20 protein-coding genes, 1 tRNA gene and 1 pseudogene are annotated in these 15,551 nt (G+C 64.7%); 10 read left to right on the forward strand and 12 right to left on the reverse strand.

The features are described 5' to 3' along the window. From BMY30_RS13990 to BMY30_RS14000, 3 genes and pseudogenes are all read right to left on the reverse strand, one after another. Positions 1 to 180 (reverse strand): annotated as a pseudogene (locus BMY30_RS13990) (IS1634 family transposase); the annotation flags it as partial. Positions 181 to 269: 89 nt separating this feature from the next. Further along, entirely contained in the window at positions 270 to 866 is a 597-nt protein-coding gene (locus tag BMY30_RS13995; RefSeq protein WP_089714769.1) for a tetratricopeptide repeat protein, read from the reverse strand. Positions 867 to 1,080: 214 nt separating this feature from the next. Beyond that, positions 1,081 to 2,772, reverse strand: coding sequence for a class I SAM-dependent methyltransferase (locus tag BMY30_RS14000; protein ID WP_089714770.1), 1,692 nt, complete (start codon positions 2,770 to 2,772; stop codon positions 1,081 to 1,083). Positions 2,773 to 2,914: 142 nt separating this feature from the next. Between BMY30_RS14000 and BMY30_RS18370 the strand changes: the two genes are divergently transcribed. Then, a complete protein-coding gene (locus BMY30_RS18370) occupies positions 2,915 to 3,136 on the forward strand; it encodes an SOS response-associated peptidase family protein (RefSeq protein WP_342027793.1) in 222 nt (73 codons plus the stop codon). Here the strand turns inward: BMY30_RS18370 and BMY30_RS18015 are convergent. From BMY30_RS18015 to BMY30_RS14025, 6 genes are all read right to left on the reverse strand, one after another. Continuing rightward, entirely contained in the window at positions 3,046 to 3,330 is a 285-nt protein-coding gene (locus BMY30_RS18015) for a hypothetical protein (protein ID WP_280140904.1), read from the reverse strand. The genes BMY30_RS18370 and BMY30_RS18015 overlap by 91 nt on opposite strands. Before the next feature lie 126 nt (positions 3,331 to 3,456). Further along, a complete protein-coding gene (locus tag BMY30_RS18020; RefSeq protein ID WP_211607350.1) occupies positions 3,457 to 3,678 on the reverse strand; it encodes an S-adenosylmethionine synthetase N-terminal domain-containing protein in 222 nt (73 codons plus the stop codon). Continuing rightward, positions 3,675 to 4,352, reverse strand: coding sequence for a hypothetical protein (locus BMY30_RS14010; protein ID WP_089714774.1), 678 nt, complete (start codon positions 4,350 to 4,352; stop codon positions 3,675 to 3,677). Before BMY30_RS14010 ends, BMY30_RS18020 begins: the two co-directional genes overlap by 4 nt. Positions 4,353 to 4,573: 221 nt before the next feature. Continuing rightward, positions 4,574 to 5,224 (reverse strand): hypothetical protein, encoded by a 651-nt coding sequence (locus tag BMY30_RS14015; protein ID WP_089714776.1) that lies wholly within the window; start codon positions 5,222 to 5,224, stop codon positions 4,574 to 4,576. A 2-nt stretch (positions 5,225 to 5,226) separates the two neighbouring features. Continuing rightward, entirely contained in the window at positions 5,227 to 5,442 is a 216-nt protein-coding gene (locus BMY30_RS14020; protein ID WP_089714779.1) for a hypothetical protein, read from the reverse strand. Positions 5,443 to 5,978: 536 nt separating this feature from the next. Further along, a tRNA-Arg gene (locus BMY30_RS14025) sits at positions 5,979 to 6,055 on the reverse strand. Positions 6,056 to 6,184: 129 nt separating this feature from the next. Between BMY30_RS14025 and BMY30_RS14030 the strand changes: the two genes are divergently transcribed. Both BMY30_RS14030 and BMY30_RS14035 read left to right on the forward strand, forming a co-directional pair. Next, positions 6,185 to 6,994, forward strand: coding sequence for a methyltransferase domain-containing protein (locus BMY30_RS14030; RefSeq protein WP_089714918.1), 810 nt, complete (start codon positions 6,185 to 6,187; stop codon positions 6,992 to 6,994). Then, positions 6,991 to 8,004, forward strand: a complete 1,014-nt coding sequence (locus tag BMY30_RS14035; protein WP_089714781.1) for a methyltransferase — start codon at positions 6,991 to 6,993, stop codon at positions 8,002 to 8,004. Before BMY30_RS14030 ends, BMY30_RS14035 begins: the two co-directional genes overlap by 4 nt. Here the strand turns inward: BMY30_RS14035 and BMY30_RS14040 are convergent, their stop codons facing one another. Genes BMY30_RS14040 through greB form a run of 3 tightly spaced genes read right to left on the reverse strand, consistent with a single transcriptional unit; the run spans position 8,005 to position 9,035 of the window. Further along, positions 8,005 to 8,259, reverse strand: coding sequence for a DUF2442 domain-containing protein (locus BMY30_RS14040; protein ID WP_089714783.1), 255 nt, complete (start codon positions 8,257 to 8,259; stop codon positions 8,005 to 8,007). Between the two features lie 10 nt (positions 8,260 to 8,269). After that, positions 8,270 to 8,485, reverse strand: a complete 216-nt coding sequence (locus BMY30_RS14045; protein WP_089714786.1) for a DUF4160 domain-containing protein — start codon at positions 8,483 to 8,485, stop codon at positions 8,270 to 8,272. 10 nt (positions 8,486 to 8,495) lie between these two features. Further along, entirely contained in the window at positions 8,496 to 9,035 is a 540-nt protein-coding gene (gene greB / locus BMY30_RS14050) for a transcription elongation factor GreB (RefSeq protein WP_089714788.1), read from the reverse strand. A 160-nt stretch (positions 9,036 to 9,195) separates the two neighbouring features. On the opposite strand from greB, the gene BMY30_RS14055 reads away from it, so the two are divergent. The 7 genes from BMY30_RS14055 to BMY30_RS14085 all read left to right on the forward strand — a co-directional run bounded on the left by BMY30_RS14055 (position 9,196) and on the right by BMY30_RS14085 (position 15,512). Next, positions 9,196 to 9,846 carry an NUDIX domain-containing protein gene (locus tag BMY30_RS14055; RefSeq protein WP_089714790.1) on the forward strand — a complete coding sequence of 217 codons (651 nt, stop codon included), beginning with the start codon at positions 9,196 to 9,198 and terminating at the stop codon, positions 9,844 to 9,846. 1 nt (position 9,847) lies between these two features. Continuing rightward, positions 9,848 to 10,294 (forward strand): DUF1249 domain-containing protein, encoded by a 447-nt coding sequence (locus tag BMY30_RS14060; protein ID WP_089714793.1) that lies wholly within the window; start codon positions 9,848 to 9,850, stop codon positions 10,292 to 10,294. Positions 10,295 to 10,329: 35 nt separating this feature from the next. Then, positions 10,330 to 11,082 carry a phosphodiesterase gene (locus tag BMY30_RS14065; RefSeq protein WP_244516221.1) on the forward strand — a complete coding sequence of 251 codons (753 nt, stop codon included), beginning with the start codon at positions 10,330 to 10,332 and terminating at the stop codon, positions 11,080 to 11,082. 122 nt (positions 11,083 to 11,204) lie between these two features. Further along, positions 11,205 to 12,167 carry a sulfate adenylyltransferase subunit CysD gene (gene cysD, locus BMY30_RS14070; RefSeq protein ID WP_089714795.1) on the forward strand — a complete coding sequence of 321 codons (963 nt, stop codon included), beginning with the start codon at positions 11,205 to 11,207 and terminating at the stop codon, positions 12,165 to 12,167. Next, positions 12,167 to 13,615 (forward strand): sulfate adenylyltransferase subunit CysN, encoded by a 1,449-nt coding sequence (gene cysN, locus BMY30_RS14075; protein ID WP_089714798.1) that lies wholly within the window; start codon positions 12,167 to 12,169, stop codon positions 13,613 to 13,615. The genes cysD and cysN overlap by 1 nt, the downstream gene beginning before the upstream one ends. Positions 13,616 to 13,673: 58 nt before the next feature. Further along, positions 13,674 to 14,804 carry an App1 family protein phosphatidate phosphatase gene (locus tag BMY30_RS14080; protein WP_244516222.1) on the forward strand — a complete coding sequence of 377 codons (1,131 nt, stop codon included), beginning with the start codon at positions 13,674 to 13,676 and terminating at the stop codon, positions 14,802 to 14,804. 33 nt (positions 14,805 to 14,837) lie between these two features. Next, positions 14,838 to 15,512, forward strand: coding sequence for a zinc metallopeptidase (locus BMY30_RS14085; RefSeq protein WP_089714800.1), 675 nt, complete (start codon positions 14,838 to 14,840; stop codon positions 15,510 to 15,512). The last annotated feature ends 39 nt before the right edge of the window (positions 15,513 to 15,551 follow it).

The following is a 15,551-nucleotide window of genomic DNA, read 5'->3' on the forward strand; positions in this document are numbered from 1 at the left end:
CGGCTGGCCAGAGACACGCAGCAAGCCATTGATCAGCGCGCTGGATTCCCCGGCCGTGACGGCCTCGAGGCGACCCAGTGTCGCGATCACGCGTTGGCGCGACTTGCCGGCCTCGTCCCGGAAGGACTCGACGAGTTTGACGTAGCGGCGCGGGCCGGATTTGGTGACTTTGACAAACATGTCATCACGATAGACCGTAGGCGCTACGAATGGCAAGGTGCCACTAGAAAAACGTGTCACTACAAAGAATGCGGCCAGAATTCTCTAAGCTACTGAATTCTCAGACCACAGGTGCGGATTTCTGGCCAAAATCGGACTGGAAGTGTCGAACTCGGGAGCGCCAGGCCATACAGGGTGGCGACATCCTGAGGGTTGGCCGCCAGGGCGCGCTCGAAGAAGGGCTTGGCCTCCTCGTGCTTGCCGCGCTTGGCGAGCAGGCCACCCAGATTGCGGTTGATCCACAGGTCGTCGGGCAGCTGCTTCGCCGCGTCACGCAGCACGCTTTCGGCCTTGTCCAGCTGGCCGAGCTTGATGAAGGAGAAGCCCAGCGCCGCGTGTGCATGGGCGTAGTCGGGCGCTTCCTCGACGCACGCCTGGAGAGGCGAGACCGACTCCTCGACTCGGTTCATCTCGGACAGGCAGACGCCGTAGTTGTAGAGGATCTCGGGATCGTTGGTCATCTCGGCCATGATCTCGAGCGCGGGCAGGGCATCCTCGAGGAAGCGGTGCTCCAGCAGGCCCAGGAGGTACTGCTTGGGCTCGACGCCCTCCTGCGGCACGGCAACCCCGAAGACATGCCCATCCTGGACGACGATCGCTGCCGAGTAGCCCTTTGCCGCGTACTGGGTGGTGAGGGTGAGCAGCACCGCATCCTAGAACCCCGGGTCATCCCGCGGCGGCAGCCCGTCCAGCGTGATGTCGTCGAGGCTGTGTTTGAAGATTTCAGGGGCTTGCGGCATTGCTTCACCTACGGGGTGTTGGATATCTGATGGGGCATGATATCAAGGAATGCCCAGTTCTGGTGGCTATCAGGCTGGTCGTCTGCACGAATCCATCGGGTCGCATGCCCTAATGAAGTCGCTATCCCGTTAGGCCATGCCACTCGGCCAACTGTTGATTGGCCTTGAGCCGCTGACGCTGGAGCAGCACGCTGTCGAACAGGCTCTCCAACGGGGTGTTCGGGTAGACCAACGGAAGTGACGCCTGCACCTCATCTCGAAATTGTGTGGCGATCCCCGGCTTCGCTTCCAGGACCTCCCACCAGGCGAGAATGTCTGAGCGTGCCGTCTCCATCAGCCGTGCGGAGGGTAGCCGGTCAGATTTTGCTGCATTGGCTTTCTCCGAAGCGGGTAAGAGGTTCCACAGGTCGTTGTTCTGCCAGCGAGCCCATGGGAAGCAGTGATCGATGGCGTAGGTGCGCCTGTGCAGGTCTTGATGTGACCATACGCAGTGCAGTTGCCTGGCCTCCTGCAGGTGGCTTGCTACCAGCTGCCGGACCTGCAACGTCTCTCGGCGGCTTTCCGGCCATCGTAATGCCTTGTGTAGCAGCCCGAGGTCGGCCTGCGCGTTGTACCCTTGCATCAGCTGCACCCACTCATGGGTGATCGCCGGCTCCAGCCAGCAGGCGTAGCGGCTCATGCAGTCCCACAGCAGGGTGGGAACCCGAAACTCGCCAAAGCCAGCCAACGTCTTCGTGTCCAGACGCGCCGGTTGGTCGCCGATCCGCACCCCTCTCCGCTCTCCTTCAAAGATCTGATCTGAGCTGCCTGGCCAGGTGGTGTAGTGCGTTGGCATGCGCACGATGGACTGGCAAGCATCACGAACGGCACGCAGGACAGTGGCGGCCATCTCGGGGTCAGCCAATGGGCTGCCGATACGCATGTCGCCGGGGGCGAGGTGCCCAAGCCGATGAAAATCCTCCTTGGCGAAGCCGTAGCCCCGGGAACCCGGTGACTGACGTAGCCGTTGGTCCAGCAGCAGCGGGCGGAAGAGCAACAGCCAATACAGCCCGACGGCCCCGAGGGGAAGGGTGACCCAGTCGTCGTCTCGAGACAGCACGATGCCCGGGGCGGTATCGGCCAGTCTGACCAGGGTGCGCAACAGGGCCAGCTTGTAGGTCGAGGACTTGTCGTCGTTGACGATGACATGGCGCAGCACCGGCAGAGCGCCGGTGCCATCATCCGGTAGCCGATAGGCGCGGAGCTGCCAGGCAACCGACTCGCGTCCCAACTGATCGCCACTCTGAGAGGCGGCCACCGGGAGGAGCGCGAGGTCCTGGGCCCAGCGATCCAGCGCTGCCAGGCTGACGTCATGGAATTCACGCTCGTCGCCGCTATCCCCTTGCCGACAGGTGATGACCATCAGGCCACCCGGAGCCAGCAGGGTGGTGAGCACACGCAGAGCGCGCTGCTGCTCATCGGCTCGTAGGTGCATCCACACCGCCGAGACAAGGATCAGCGAGTACCGCTGTGAGAGGGCCCGTACCTGTTTCAGGGAAGGAAGGCGGTCATCCAGCCAGATGACATCGCTGCCAAGGGTGTGGCCGCGACCTAGCTGGCGAAGGCCATCGGCCGGCTCCACGGCCACTACTTGCCAGTCACGCTCCGCCAGCGCCTTGGCATCACGTCCGCTGCCGGCACCCACGTCCAGGGCCATACCGGGCTGAGACGGCAAGTGCGCAATCCATTCACGGTGCACCCGATCGAAGTCGATTGACTGATACTGGTCGAAAAAGCGTCTGGCATTCTCGTGGTAGGGCCGCTCGCTCGACATGGTGTCACTTCCCTTTGACCGGATAGGACCACGTTACCGTCCGGCTTAGTAGAATGCGATATGCCCACCTGCCGTCGGATGGCTTGTGCCTTCGGTGATCGGCGCCTGGGAACCTGAAAGAGAAAGTGCCTGGAGTCATCGTATGTGCGGCCGCTTCGCTCTCTTCTCCGACCCTACCTCCATCGCCCGAGCGCTGCGGCTGCCTCCACCTTCGGAGAACTGGCCGCCGCGCTACAACATCGCCCCCGGCACTTGGATCACCGGTGTGCTCCGCTATTCGACTGACGGTGACCCGCTGTTCGATGAGTCGTGCTGGGTCGAGAGCACCACCGTCTCCACGGCCACCGGCTCCTCGCCGCGGTAGCGCACGCTGACCTGGGCCTTGGCATCCGGTCGCAGCCAGGGCAGGGCGCCGCTGTCGCGCAGTTCCCTGTGACGCCGCATCAATCGGTGAGCCAGCTTGATCGGAAGAGGTAGCAATTCCGGGGTCTCGTCGCTGGCGTAGCCGAACATCAACCCCTGATCGCCAGCGCCGCATTCATCTTCCCCGCGCCGCACGCCCTCGGCGATCTGGGTGGACTGGTGGTGGTGGTGCAGCCGTACCTGGATGTCTCAGGTGTCCGGATCGATGCCGGGAACGTCACTGCGGTAGCCGGTCTCGCGCAGTATCTCGCGCACGATGCCTTACACCTCATCGAGTACCTGGCGGTGCAGAGCGGGGGAGGAGAGGCCAAGTTCGCCGGCGACCACCACCAGCTCCCGGGTCAGCAAGGTCTCGCAGGCCACCCGGGCCGATGAGTCCAGGGTGAGGCAACGATCCAGCACGGCATCCGACATCCGGTCGGCCAGCTTGTCGGGATGCCCATCGGAGACCGACTCCGAGGTGAAAAGATAATGACGGCTCATGAGCGGGCCTCCTTGCGCTGCCTGGCCAGTGTCTCCAGGTCGGCGGTGCCGCCCTTCACGCGGCAGTAGCCGCAACCGAACTCGTTGGCGCTGCTGCTGACCATCAGCCGGTGGGATTTGCCCGGGCAGTCGGCGTACCAGGCGGACGGCGATCGACCGGCGGGTTCGGGCCTCAGGCCCAGCTGGCGGGCCAGCACGATGATCGGCGCTTCAGCCTGGGCCTCGGCCTCCCGGGTATTGCGGTCGATCTCGGCTTCGAGCTCGCCCACGATGCGCCGATGGGCAGCCGCCGTGATCAATGGCCCCTCGCGATAGCCGTCGGGCCATACGTGGCCGTGACGCGCGGCGGTGAGGGCACGGAACAGCACCTCGGCGCTCTCCGCGGGCGTGCCCTGGCTCTCCGACCAGGCCACGCGGCCCTGACGGTAGGCGGTGGCCAGTTGCGCCTCACGCGACTTGCCGGGGGCATCGTGGGTCAGGCCGGCAGACCACAGCTCGTCCCGCCCGCCATGGCGGCGAAAGAACAGCGCCTCGGGAATGACATCCACCGCGCCCAGGTTGATCTCCTGAAGGCAGGCGAACTCGGCGTCGTCCGGCACGCTGACCCGGCTCTCGGGCCGCTTGAACCAGACATCCAGCGCGAGGCTGGCAGGATGGAAATCGATGGCAGGCATGTGAACTCCTTCTCCCCCTGGAACGGTCGGCAAGCGCCGACTCGGGGGAAGGGAGTCACGGCGCCGCTTTAGCTGCATTTCTATCCCGCCCGCAAGTTGGTGCTTAAATCGGCGGTGGTCTGTTGATCAGGCAATAAAAAACCGCTAAGCATTCCCGCTCTTTCGCCGCGTGGTTCCGTTTTCCTGGCTGGCGGCATCCGAATCCAGCCAGTCGGCACTGGCTATTCATCATCCTTCACGAACAGGTCAGGGAGGTTTTCGTTGCTGCCTTTCAGCCCGAAGGTGGCGAGTGGCGGGTCGAAGTGCTCCCGTTCACCGATCACCTCGCCCGTTGTCGAGATGACAATGCTGCGCTTCTCGGCAAAGCAGTAGTGGTAGCGCTTTATCTCACCCCAGGTGACCAGTTTGCCGCCGCTCTCCTGCATGTGGTCGCGGGACTTCTGGCAGGCGGCCGCCAGTCTCTCCTCCCAGGGCAGGCGCCAGAAACCGAGCGGGAATTTGAGCCGACGGAAGTGCTCGGTGAAAGCCATGGCGAAGATCGGCGTTCCAGGGCCTCGCACATAGTCGGTATCGGCGAACAGCCAGTGACGAAAGGCAGCCCGGTCCTCGGCCAAACGCTCGGTCAGACGTTCGATAGCGGCCAGGGCGTCGGCCTCGTCGAGTGCCGCGCATCGGCACAGTGCCTCGAGGAACCCTCTCTCACCGAAGTGTTTGTCTCGGTACGTCTTCTCCAGGCCGAGATACGGGCTCACGCGTACGTCCTGCAGGTGGGCCAGTGCCGCCTCGTCGGCCGTTGTGTAGCCCATGCCACGGAGCACTTCGGTGTCCGACAGGTGCTGGGTCCTGAGTAGCAGTTCCTGAACCAGGTTCATGATCACGACCTCCTCGCCAGCGTGGGGTGATGGCGATCAACGCGGTGCGTCACCCGTGAAGCAGGTCGCGCTCCGAGGATGGCGGCATTGCACAGCTCCGGACGTACGATGTCGTCCTGGGCGAGCAAGGCGGCCAGTCTTTGGCGAATTGACGCGGGGGAGGCACCGGCGCTGGTAGGCGCGGCTTGGTCGTGAGATTCGGTGGTGCGATGGGTCATGATCGTCTCCTTTTCCCCTGTGGTGCTCTGGAAAGCGTGGTTCGGCAAGCGCCGACCCAGGGGAGTGGAGTCGTACGCCGCTTTAGCTGCATTTCTATCCCGCCCGCAAGTTGGTGCTTAAATCGGCGGTGGCCCGAAGGCCAGACAACAAAAAACCCGCTCAGCATGTGCTAAAGCGGGCCTCTTGGCGTCGCTTTAGCTGCATTTGTAGAGCGCCCGCAAGCTGAGACTCAAATCGGCGCTTATATGAACGTTAACCGCAGGCGCGCATGGATGTCAATAGTCTCTAAATGTGCTGGTCAGCGGGTAGGAGGTCGGTGCCGACAAATCTGTAGCGGTTAGTCGCTATAAGCATGCTCTATGCCACACACGGTCGTGCTGGAGGGGGCTAGGCCTGGCGGTAGTAGCCGTCTTGGGCCTTAGCACGGCACTTTACTTAGGCCTACCAAGAAATCTTGTTGGGGTCGCTGTTGGGGTCGGAAGTGATTTTGAGGAGTGTTTCGAGGTAAGAGTTTAAGATAAGTTATTGATTTAATTGGCGCCCCCATCAGGATTTGAACCTGAGACCTTCCCCTTAGGAGGGGGACGCTCTATCCAGCTGAGCTATGGGGGCGTAACGAGGCGCAGTATAAGCGCCTGAACCGCCGAGATAAACCCGCAGCGGCCCAGGGGCATGGCGTGGGCCATGAGTCTGGCGTGATTCCCGGGTAGAATGCGTGGCAAACCCGCGATCGGTGGCTGCATGTCAGAATTCGTTTCCCTCCTCTCGCCAGCTGGCGATCGTCACTTCGATGGCCTGGCCGACAAGTTCGCCTCGAGCCTCTACGTCGGGGCCCGTGGCGAGCTGCGCCTGGCACTGCTCGACCGGTTGCTTCCCGAGATGCTGGACCTTGAGGGGCAGCCGCTGCTCGACGTGGGCGGGGGCCTGGGCCAGCTGACCAGTTGGTTTTCCGCACGCGGCCATGCGGTCACTCTGGCCGAGCCCTCCGGCGAGATGCTGGCTCGGGCACGGGAGCAGTTGGCGGGGCGGGAAGTGAGCCTGCTGCAGGCGTCGCTGCAGGCGTTGCCCCAGCTCGCGCCTGGCCCCTGGCCGCTGATCGCCTGTCACGCCGTGCTGGAGTGGCTGGCGGATCCGCGCGGGGCCATGGCTACCTTGGCTAGCCTGCTGGCGCCGGGGGGGCAACTCTCCTTGATGGTGTTCAATCGAGACGCCCTGAGGCTCTCCAACGTGGTCAAGGGTAACCTGAAGAAGGCCCTGGCCGATCGGCTCGAGGGCAAGGGGCTGCGCAAGCGGTTGACGCCGATCTCGCCGCTGACTCATGGCCAGATCGAGACCTGGAGCGCCGAGAATGGCCTGGTGATCCGCGAGGTGGCGGGCATCCGGGTCTTCGCCGACTATCTGCGCCGACCGCCGGAGAGCGATGTCGATCGGGAGCGCCTGCTGGCGCTGGAGCACTGCTACTGCCGCCTCGATCCCCACTGGCGGCTGGGCCGCTACCTGCTCTATACCCTGGAGCGCCCCACACCTTCCCACGAGGAGACCAGCACATGAGTGCCGAGACCCCCGTCTGTCAGTTGCTGGAGCGACAGGACGCCGACTATGGCGGCTGGCTATGGGTCGCACCGCCCCGGGACGCCTGGCTGGAGGCGGGGGAGGGGCGGTTGCTCTCCGCCGACCAGGGCGTCCTCGCGGCCTGGCGAGCTCGGGGGAGGGTAGCGCACTCGCCCTTCGAGGGCGTCGAGCCGGCCCCCTCGGGCGTGGTGCTGTTCTGGCCGAAGAGCCACGCCCTGGGTGAATGGTGGCTGCTGTGGCTCTGTGCCCACCTGCCATCGGGCACCCCGCTGCAACTGGTGGGCGAGAATCAGGGAGGCATCAAGCGGGTCCTCAAGGTGCTGGCGGCCCTGGGGCTGGGCTGTCGCAAGGTGGACAGCGCTCGGCGCTGCGGCCTCTACGCGACCCGCCTGGCCCGAGTGGGCATCGACCCGGATGCCGCCTGGACCACCTTCGAGGTCGATCTGGGAGACGAGACGCTGCGCCTGGTCAGCCATCCCGGCGTGTTCGGCCATGGCAAGCTGGATGACGGCACCCGGCTGTTGCTGGAACAGCTTTCGGCGAGCCTGGCGGAGGGGGGCGAGGCTCCCGGCGATGTTCTCGATGCGGGCTGTGGCGACGGCATCCTGGTGGCCTGGCTGGCCCGGCGCGGGGCGCGGGTCACGGCGGTGGATGTGAGCCACTTTGCGGTGGAGGCGACTCGGCGCACCCTGGCGGCCAACGGCCTCGAGGGCGAGGTCCTGGCGAGCGATGTCTATTCAGCGCTGGGGGCGCATCGCTTCGATGCCATCGTCAGCAACCCGCCCTTCCACCAGGAGCGGGCGGTCGACTATGGCCCGGCGGGGCGGCTGATCCTCGAGGCGCCCGAGCATCTGCGCTCCGGCGGCCAGCTGATCCTGGTGGCCAACGCCTTCCTGCCCTATCCGGATATGCTCACCCGGGCCTTCGGCGGTTTCGAGGTGCTGGCCGACGACCGGCGCTTTCGGGTCTATCGGGCGGTGAAGGGCTGATCAGGCAACGCGCTCGTGGTGCAGCGTCATGTCTCCGCGGCCGGCGAGCAGTCCCTCGACGGAGATGTCTTCGTCAAGATCATTCCAGTGCAGGCCCTTGCCGGAATAGCTGATACGGCACTTGGCTCTTTCGGCGGGGGTAGCGTGCAGTAGCCGTGGAAACCAGGCCAGAGGGACGCCCAGGGTTCTACCATCGTTTAGCTCGACCCACATGGTGTAGTCGTCAAAGCTGGCAATCTTGGCGGAAATGCTCATTCCAGGCCCTCTAGATTTCACCCCGATGCTCTTCAACCAGCTGCATGAGCTGTGAGAGTTGCTTTCTATTGTAGCCAGCGCTGCTGGCGATAGCGACCTGCGGCTCGAGCCATATCTTGGCCTCCCCATCACCACACTCGGCGTGGATATGGATAGGCTCCAGCGGGTTTCCCTCGTTGGAGAAGAAGAAAAATCTGATTCCCTTATAGCGGAAGACGACCGGCATGGTAGGGCTCCTACGCCTGTGGGTCACGATAGTCGATCTCTGTGATCACGTAGGTGCTCTCGCCACCGGGAGCGGCCACCGTCACCTCGTCGTCCAGCGCCCTGCCGAGCAGCGCCTTGGCCAGCGGGGCGTCGACGCTGATCCAGCGCTTCGTGGTGTCGGTCTCGTCGTGGCCGACGAGCCGGATGCGCATTTCCTCGCCCTCTTCGTCCTCCAGGGTGACGAAGGCGCCAAAGAAGACCTTGCCGGTGTCCGCGGGGAGGCGGTCTACCACCTGAAGCTCGTCGAGGCGCTTGGTCAGGTAGCGGATGCGGGCGATGACCCGGTTGAGCTCCTTCTTGTTGTAGGTGTAGTCGGCGTTCTCGCTGCGGTCGCCCAGCGCCGCTGCCTCGCCTACCTTGGTCGAGAGGGCGGGGCGCTTGACCCGCGACAGGTGGTCGAGGATGCCGCGCAGCCGCTCGGCACCCTCGGCGGTGATCAGGTTGCTCTTGGGCTCCTGGCGCGGGTCCTTGGCGGGGTCGCGCCAGCGCGTCATGTTGCGGCCTTTCATGGCGTTCCTCGCAGTTTCGTGTCTGGCGGCGAACATACGCCAAGTGGGCGGTGTGGCCAAGCCGATGTGCGGCTGGGCAGGTTTGCGTAAGCTTGCCCATGATTGGCATTCGCCGGCCGGGGGCACGATAATAAAATTTTTGCGCGACCCGGAGACCGGCATGAGCGAGACTCGCCCGCCCGCAGTCGACGAGGACCTGTTCCTCTCGGCACCCTTCACGGCCGCCGACGTGGACCTGACCGAGCGTCGCTGCCTGCATCAGGGTTTCTTCCGGCTGGAGGAGCTCCATCTGCGCCACCGTCTCTTCGAGGGTGGCTGGAGCGGACAGGTGGTGCGCGAGGTGCATCATCGTCACGATGCCGTGGGGGTGCTGCTCTACGACGTGGAGCGCGACGCCGTGGTGCTGATAGAGCAGTTTCGCCCCGGCGCCCTGGACGACCCCGACTCTCCCTGGAAAGTGGAGATAGTGGCCGGGCTGGTCAAGTCCGGCGAGAGCGTCGCCGAGGTGGCGCGCCGCGAGACCCTGGAGGAGGCCGGCTGCGAGGTGGGTGAGCTGATCGAGCTGCACACCTATTATCCCAGCCCCGGGGCCTGCGACGAGCGAGTCACCCTGTTCTGTGGCCTGGTCGACAGCCGTGGCCTTGGGGGGGTGCATGGGCTCGACGAGGAGCACGAGGATATCCGCGTGCACGTGCTGCCGTTTACCCGGGCCTGGGAACTCCTGCAGGGCGGGCGACTCGACAATGCCATGTGCCTGATCGCCTTCTACTGGTTGGCGGGTGAACGCGCATCGTTGCGAGCAAGGAGGTAGCGTGCCGAGAAACGCCTATGTCACCGACCTGAAGACGCTGCAGGGGGAGTGTACCGCCAACTTCATCCGGCTGACCCGGCTGCTGGGCGATCTGGAGGTTGGCGAGACCCGCGAGGTCGAGCTGGTCACCCATGGCCGGCGCGTGGGCGAGTTGTGCCTCAAGCTCCAGGAACGGGCCCCTTATACCAGTATCGTGCGGGTCTCCCAACGCGGCATCCTCGATTCGCTGATCGAGACGCCGCGCATGCGCGTGCACCTTTACCACGACGTGCGCATGGCCGAGGTCACCGATTTCCAGCGCCAGCGGCACTTCGATGGCCGCTACCGCTATCCCAACTCAAACATGCACCAGCCGGACGAGAAGCTGCAGCTCAACCGTTTCCTCGGCGAATGGCTGGACCATGGCCTGGCTCATGGCCACTCCCTGGACCTGCCCCAGCTACCCTGATCAGAAAAATTGCCTTGCCGAAGAAAGCTGCCCGGATGAACAAAGCCGTACCCATGCGACTGGCCCAGATCACCGACTGCCACCTGCAGGCCGACCCCGAGGCGCGCGCCCGGGCGGGCTTTCCGCTGCGTCAGTTGGAGGCCGTGGTGGCGGCGGTGAATCGAGAGCGGCCGACGCTGGTGCTGATTACCGGCGATATCAGCCAGGACGAGACGGCGGCCTCCTACCGGCTGGCGGAGCAGGCCCTGACACGGCTCGAGTCGCCCTGGTACTGGCTGCCCGGTAATCACGACCAGCCGGCACTGATGGCCGAGTGTCGCGAGTTGCATGATGAGCTGGATCTGGGCACCTGGCGGGCGTTGCTGCTGGATACCCACGTCAGCGGCCAGCCCCACGGCGAGCTTGGCGAGGAGGCCTTGAACAGATTGGCCGAGCGTCTCGCGGCCGATAGCCGGCCGACCCTGCTGGTAATGCATCATCCGCCGCTACCCGTCGGTTCGGCCTGGCTCGACGAGATCGGCCTGGCCGACGGCGAGGCCTTCTGGCGTGTTGTCGCCCCCCATCGCCAGGTCAGGGCGGTGTTGTTCGGCCATATCCACCAAGCTTTTCATGGCGTCCAGGTCCTGGCTGATCGTGAGGTGTCGGCCTACGGCTGTCCCTCCACCACTGACCAGTTCCTGCCCGGCTCGTCGACCTTCGCCCTCGACGCGGCCTCGCGTCCCGGCTATCGACTCATCGAGCTCAGCGATGGCGAACTGGAGACCTGGGTGGTGCGCGTCGACCCATGAGGGGCGGGTTGTCTATATGGGTATAAAAAGATAGTTATTAATTCTTTTGGGTTATTATTGGTCCGACGTTACCCTGTTCCGCATGATCTCACCCGCCCAACGTCATGCGAGGTAGCCGGGCCATGAGCAGTCTTCACTCACCGTCACGCGAAAGCGCCGTCGAGGCCGCCCTGGCCCCGTCGCCCGAGCGGCAGACCCATCTCCAGCAGCTCGAGGCCGAGTCGATCCACATCATTCGCGAGGTGGCCGCGGAGTTCGACAATCCGGTGATGCTCTATTCCATCGGCAAGGACTCCTCGGTGATGCTGCACCTGGCGCGCAAGGCCTTCTATCCCGGACCGCCGCCCTTTCCGCTGATGCACATCAACACCACCTGGAAGTTCCGCGAGATGATCGAGTTTCGCGATCGCATGGCCGCGGACTCCGGCATGGAGCTGATCGAGCACATCAACGAGGAGGGGCGTGCCGCCGGCATCAACCCCTTCGAGCATGGCTCGAGTGGCTATACCGATGTGATGAAGACCGCCGCCCTGAAGCAGGCGCTGGACAAGTATGGCTTCGATGCCGCCTTCGGTGGGGCGCGCCGCGACGAGGAAGCCAGCCGCGCCAAGGAGCGGGTGTTCTCCTTCCGCGACAAGCATCACCGCTGGGACCCCAAGAACCAGCGCCCGGAGCTGTGGAACCTCTACAACGCCCGGATCAACAAGGGCGAGTCGATTCGCGCCTTTCCGCTCTCCAACTGGACCGAGTTGGACATCTGGCAGTATATCTATCTCGAGAGTATCCCCATCGTGCCCCTCTACTACGCCGCCCCGCGGCCGGTGGTCGAGCGTGACGGCATGCTGATCATGGTCGACGACGAGCGCATGCCGCTGGCCGAGGGCGAGGTACCCGAGGAGAAGTGGGTGCGTTTCCGCACCTTGGGCTGCTACCCGCTGACCGGCGCCGTGGAGTCGCAGGCAGACACCCTGCCGGAGATCATCCAGGAGATGCTGCTGACCCGCACCAGCGAGCGCAGCGGCCGCGCCATCGACCACGATCAGGCCGGCTCCATGGAGAAGAAGAAGCGCGAGGGCTATTTCTGATGTCACACCAATCGACCCTGATCGCCGACAACATCGAGCAGTATCTCCACGAGCACGAGAACAAGGACCTGCTGCGCTTCATTACCTGCGGCAGCGTCGATGACGGCAAGTCGACCCTGATCGGCCGGCTGCTGCACGACTCCAAGATGATCTTCGACGACCAGCTGGCGGCGATCACCCAGGCCTCGAAGAAAAGCGGCACCACCGGCGAGGCGGTGGATCTGGCGCTGCTGGTCGACGGCCTGCAGTCCGAGCGGGAGCAGGGCATCACCATCGACGTGGCCTATCGCTTCTTCTCCACCGACAAGCGCAAGTTCATCATCGCCGATACCCCGGGCCACGAGCAGTACACCCGCAACATGGCGACCGGGGCCTCCACGGCGAGCCTGGCGATCATCCTGATCGATGCCCGCTACGGCGTGCAGACCCAGACCCGCCGGCATAGCTTCATCGCCGACCTGCTGGGCATCCAGCATCTGGTGATCGCGGTCAACAAGATGGACCTGATGGGCTTCGACCAGGCGCGCTTCGACGAGATCGTCGCCGACTATCGGACGTTTGCCGAGCAGCTTTCCGCACCGGACATCCACTTCGTGCCGCTCTCGGCGCTCGAAGGCGACAACGTGGTGAACCGCAGCGAGCACACGCCCTGGTACTTTGTCGATGGACAACCAGGCCCGCCGTTGCTCGAACTGCTGGAGGGCATTGAGGTCAGCCGCGATCGCAACCTGACCGACCTGCGCCTGCCGGTGCAGTACGTCAACCGTCCCGACCTGGACTTCCGGGGCTATGCCGGCACCCTCGAGGCCGGCATCCTGCGACCGGGCCAGGCGATCAAGGTGCTGCCCTCCGGGCGGACCTCGACGGTGGAGCGCATCGTCACCTTCGACGGTGACCTGGAGGCCGCCTGGCCGGGCCAGGCGATCACCGTGACCCTGGCGGACGAGATCGATATCTCCCGGGGCGACTGGATCGTTGCTGCGGATGACGAGGTGGCCATGGCCGATGCCTTCGAGGCCGACATCGTCTGGATGCATGACGAGCCGCTTTCGCCCGGACGCCAGGTCGATATTCGTCTGGCCGGACGCTCCGTGTCGGGGCAGGTCGGCGCGATCCTCCATCAGGTGGATGTCAACAGCCTGGAGCGCCACCCGGCTGAGCGCCTCGAGCTCAACGCCATCGCCCGCTGCCGGGTCGAGCTGACCGCCGAGGTGCCGCTGGACGATTACGGCACGAGCCCTGGCACGGGCAGCTTCATCGTCATCGACCGGCTCACCAACGTCACGGTGGGGGCAGGAATGATCCGCGGGGTCGCTCGCTCGGGTGACCGACCGGCTGGCGAGGTGGACTGGGTTGGCTTCGAGCTGGAGCTCAACGCCCTGGTGCGCAAGTACTTCCCGCATTGGGAGGCCAGGGACCTGCGCGAGCTCATGGGCCGAGTGAAGTGACGCTTAGGTCGCTCTCCTCAGCGGGAACCGGTCTGCATGGAGGAGGGCGAGGCCACCCATGAGACGCCTGAAGGTGGCGATACGCCATGCCACGAGCTTCATCCGGCGATTGGTCCATATCCTGGCCAAGCCGATGAAGCGCGACTACGGCCATGGCGGGATAGTGGTGAATCCCTACCGGGGATACGGTTCCCGGGACAGGGTCTTCCTCATGGGGCGAGTCTTCCGCCAGGTGGGGCTCAGCCGGGCGATCCCTCGACGAGGCATGCTTCGCGACCTGGCCGATGTGGTGCGTCGCATTGCGCGTCGCGGTCAGGCCGAGGCCACTGTCGAGGTGCGGCTGGGGGAAGACAGCACCACCGTCACCACGGATCGCGACGGCTACTTCCATGCCAACCTGCCTCTTACCACGGAGCTGCCTGAGGCGGGGGGCTGGCACCATGCCGAGCTACACGTGAGGGCGAAGGGCGAAATGCCGGTTCGCACCACGACCGAAGTCTTCATCCCGGTGTCGGAGACGGATCTGCTAGTGATCAGCGACATCGACGACACGGTGATGTATACCGGTGTCGCCCACAAGTTAGGCATGCTGTACCGGTTGTTCATCGAGAAGCCCCACCAGCGCATGGCTTTTCCCGGCGTGTCGTCTCTGTATCAGGCCTTGCACCGCGGAGCGGATGATCAGGGCGCGCGGCCTATCCTCTATGTCTCGCGGGGGCCCTGGGCGATCTACGAGATGTTGGAGGCCTTCTTCCAGCTCAATCGCATTCCCGTGGGTCCCATCCTCTTCCTGCGCGAGTGGGGCCTGTCGCTTCGCCATCCCTGGCCGCGCCGGGCGGAGGACCACAAGCAGGCGGTGATAACCCGCATGCTGGCCCTGTTCGACGACATCCCCTGTATCCTGATAGGCGACAGCGGCCAGCACGATCCCGAGGTCTATACGCGGATCGTCGAGGAGCATCCCGGCCGCATCTCTGCGATCTACATTCGGCGGGTGGATGACAAGCCGGATCGGGAGCGCGCCATCCAGGCACTTCGCGACCAGATACGTCACACTCGCTGTGAACTCATCCTGGCGGCCGACAGTCTCCTGATGGCGGAACATGCGTATGCTCAGGGTAATATTTCCATCCACGGTCTGAATGCCATTCGACGGGACGTGAAGGAGTCTGACGGGGAGACGCCCTGATCCACCCCGTGGTCACGCCTCTGGAGACCTTTCATGGTGGTACTGCTGATCGCCCTGCTGCTGGCTCTCTTCCTGCTGCCCAACCTCTGGGCGAAGTGGGTGCTGGCGCGCCACGCCCGCGGGCGAGAGGAGTATCCCGGGACCGGCGGCGAGTTGGCGGACCACCTGGTCCGGCGCCTAGGGCTCGAGGGCGTCAGGGTGGAGATGACCGAGCAGGGCGACCATTACGACCCCGAGGCACGCCGGGTGCGGCTCTCCCCGGACCACTACCGGGGCCGCTCGCTCACCGCGGTGACGGTGGCGGCCCACGAGGTGGGCCATGCCATCCAGCACCAGCAGGGCTATGCGCCGTTGCTGGCCCGCTCGCGGCTGGTGACGGTGGCGCAGAAGGCCGAGAAGATAGGGGCGCTGCTGATGATGGCCGCCCCCTTCCTGTTCGTGTTGACCCGTCTGCCGGGAGGCCTGGCCATCGTGGTGGCCGCCGCGCTGATCAGCTTCGGCACCGCGGCCCTGGTGCATCTGGTGACCCTGCCGGTGGAGTTCGATGCCAGCTTCCAGCGCGCCCTGCCACTGCTCAAGGAGTATATCCCTGCCCATGACATGGCCGGCGCCCGCCATGTGCTTACCGCCTGCGCCTTCACCTATGTGGCGGCGTCACTTTCCAGCATCCTCAACCTGGGGCGCTGGCTGGTGATCCTGCGGCGCTGAAGGTGATGTCAGGCACGATCGCGACCTACACTGACGGAT

The sequence above is a fragment of the Halomonas daqiaonensis genome (genome assembly GCF_900109725.1).
In the GTDB taxonomy this organism is placed as follows: domain Bacteria; phylum Pseudomonadota; class Gammaproteobacteria; order Pseudomonadales; family Halomonadaceae; genus Halomonas; species Halomonas daqiaonensis.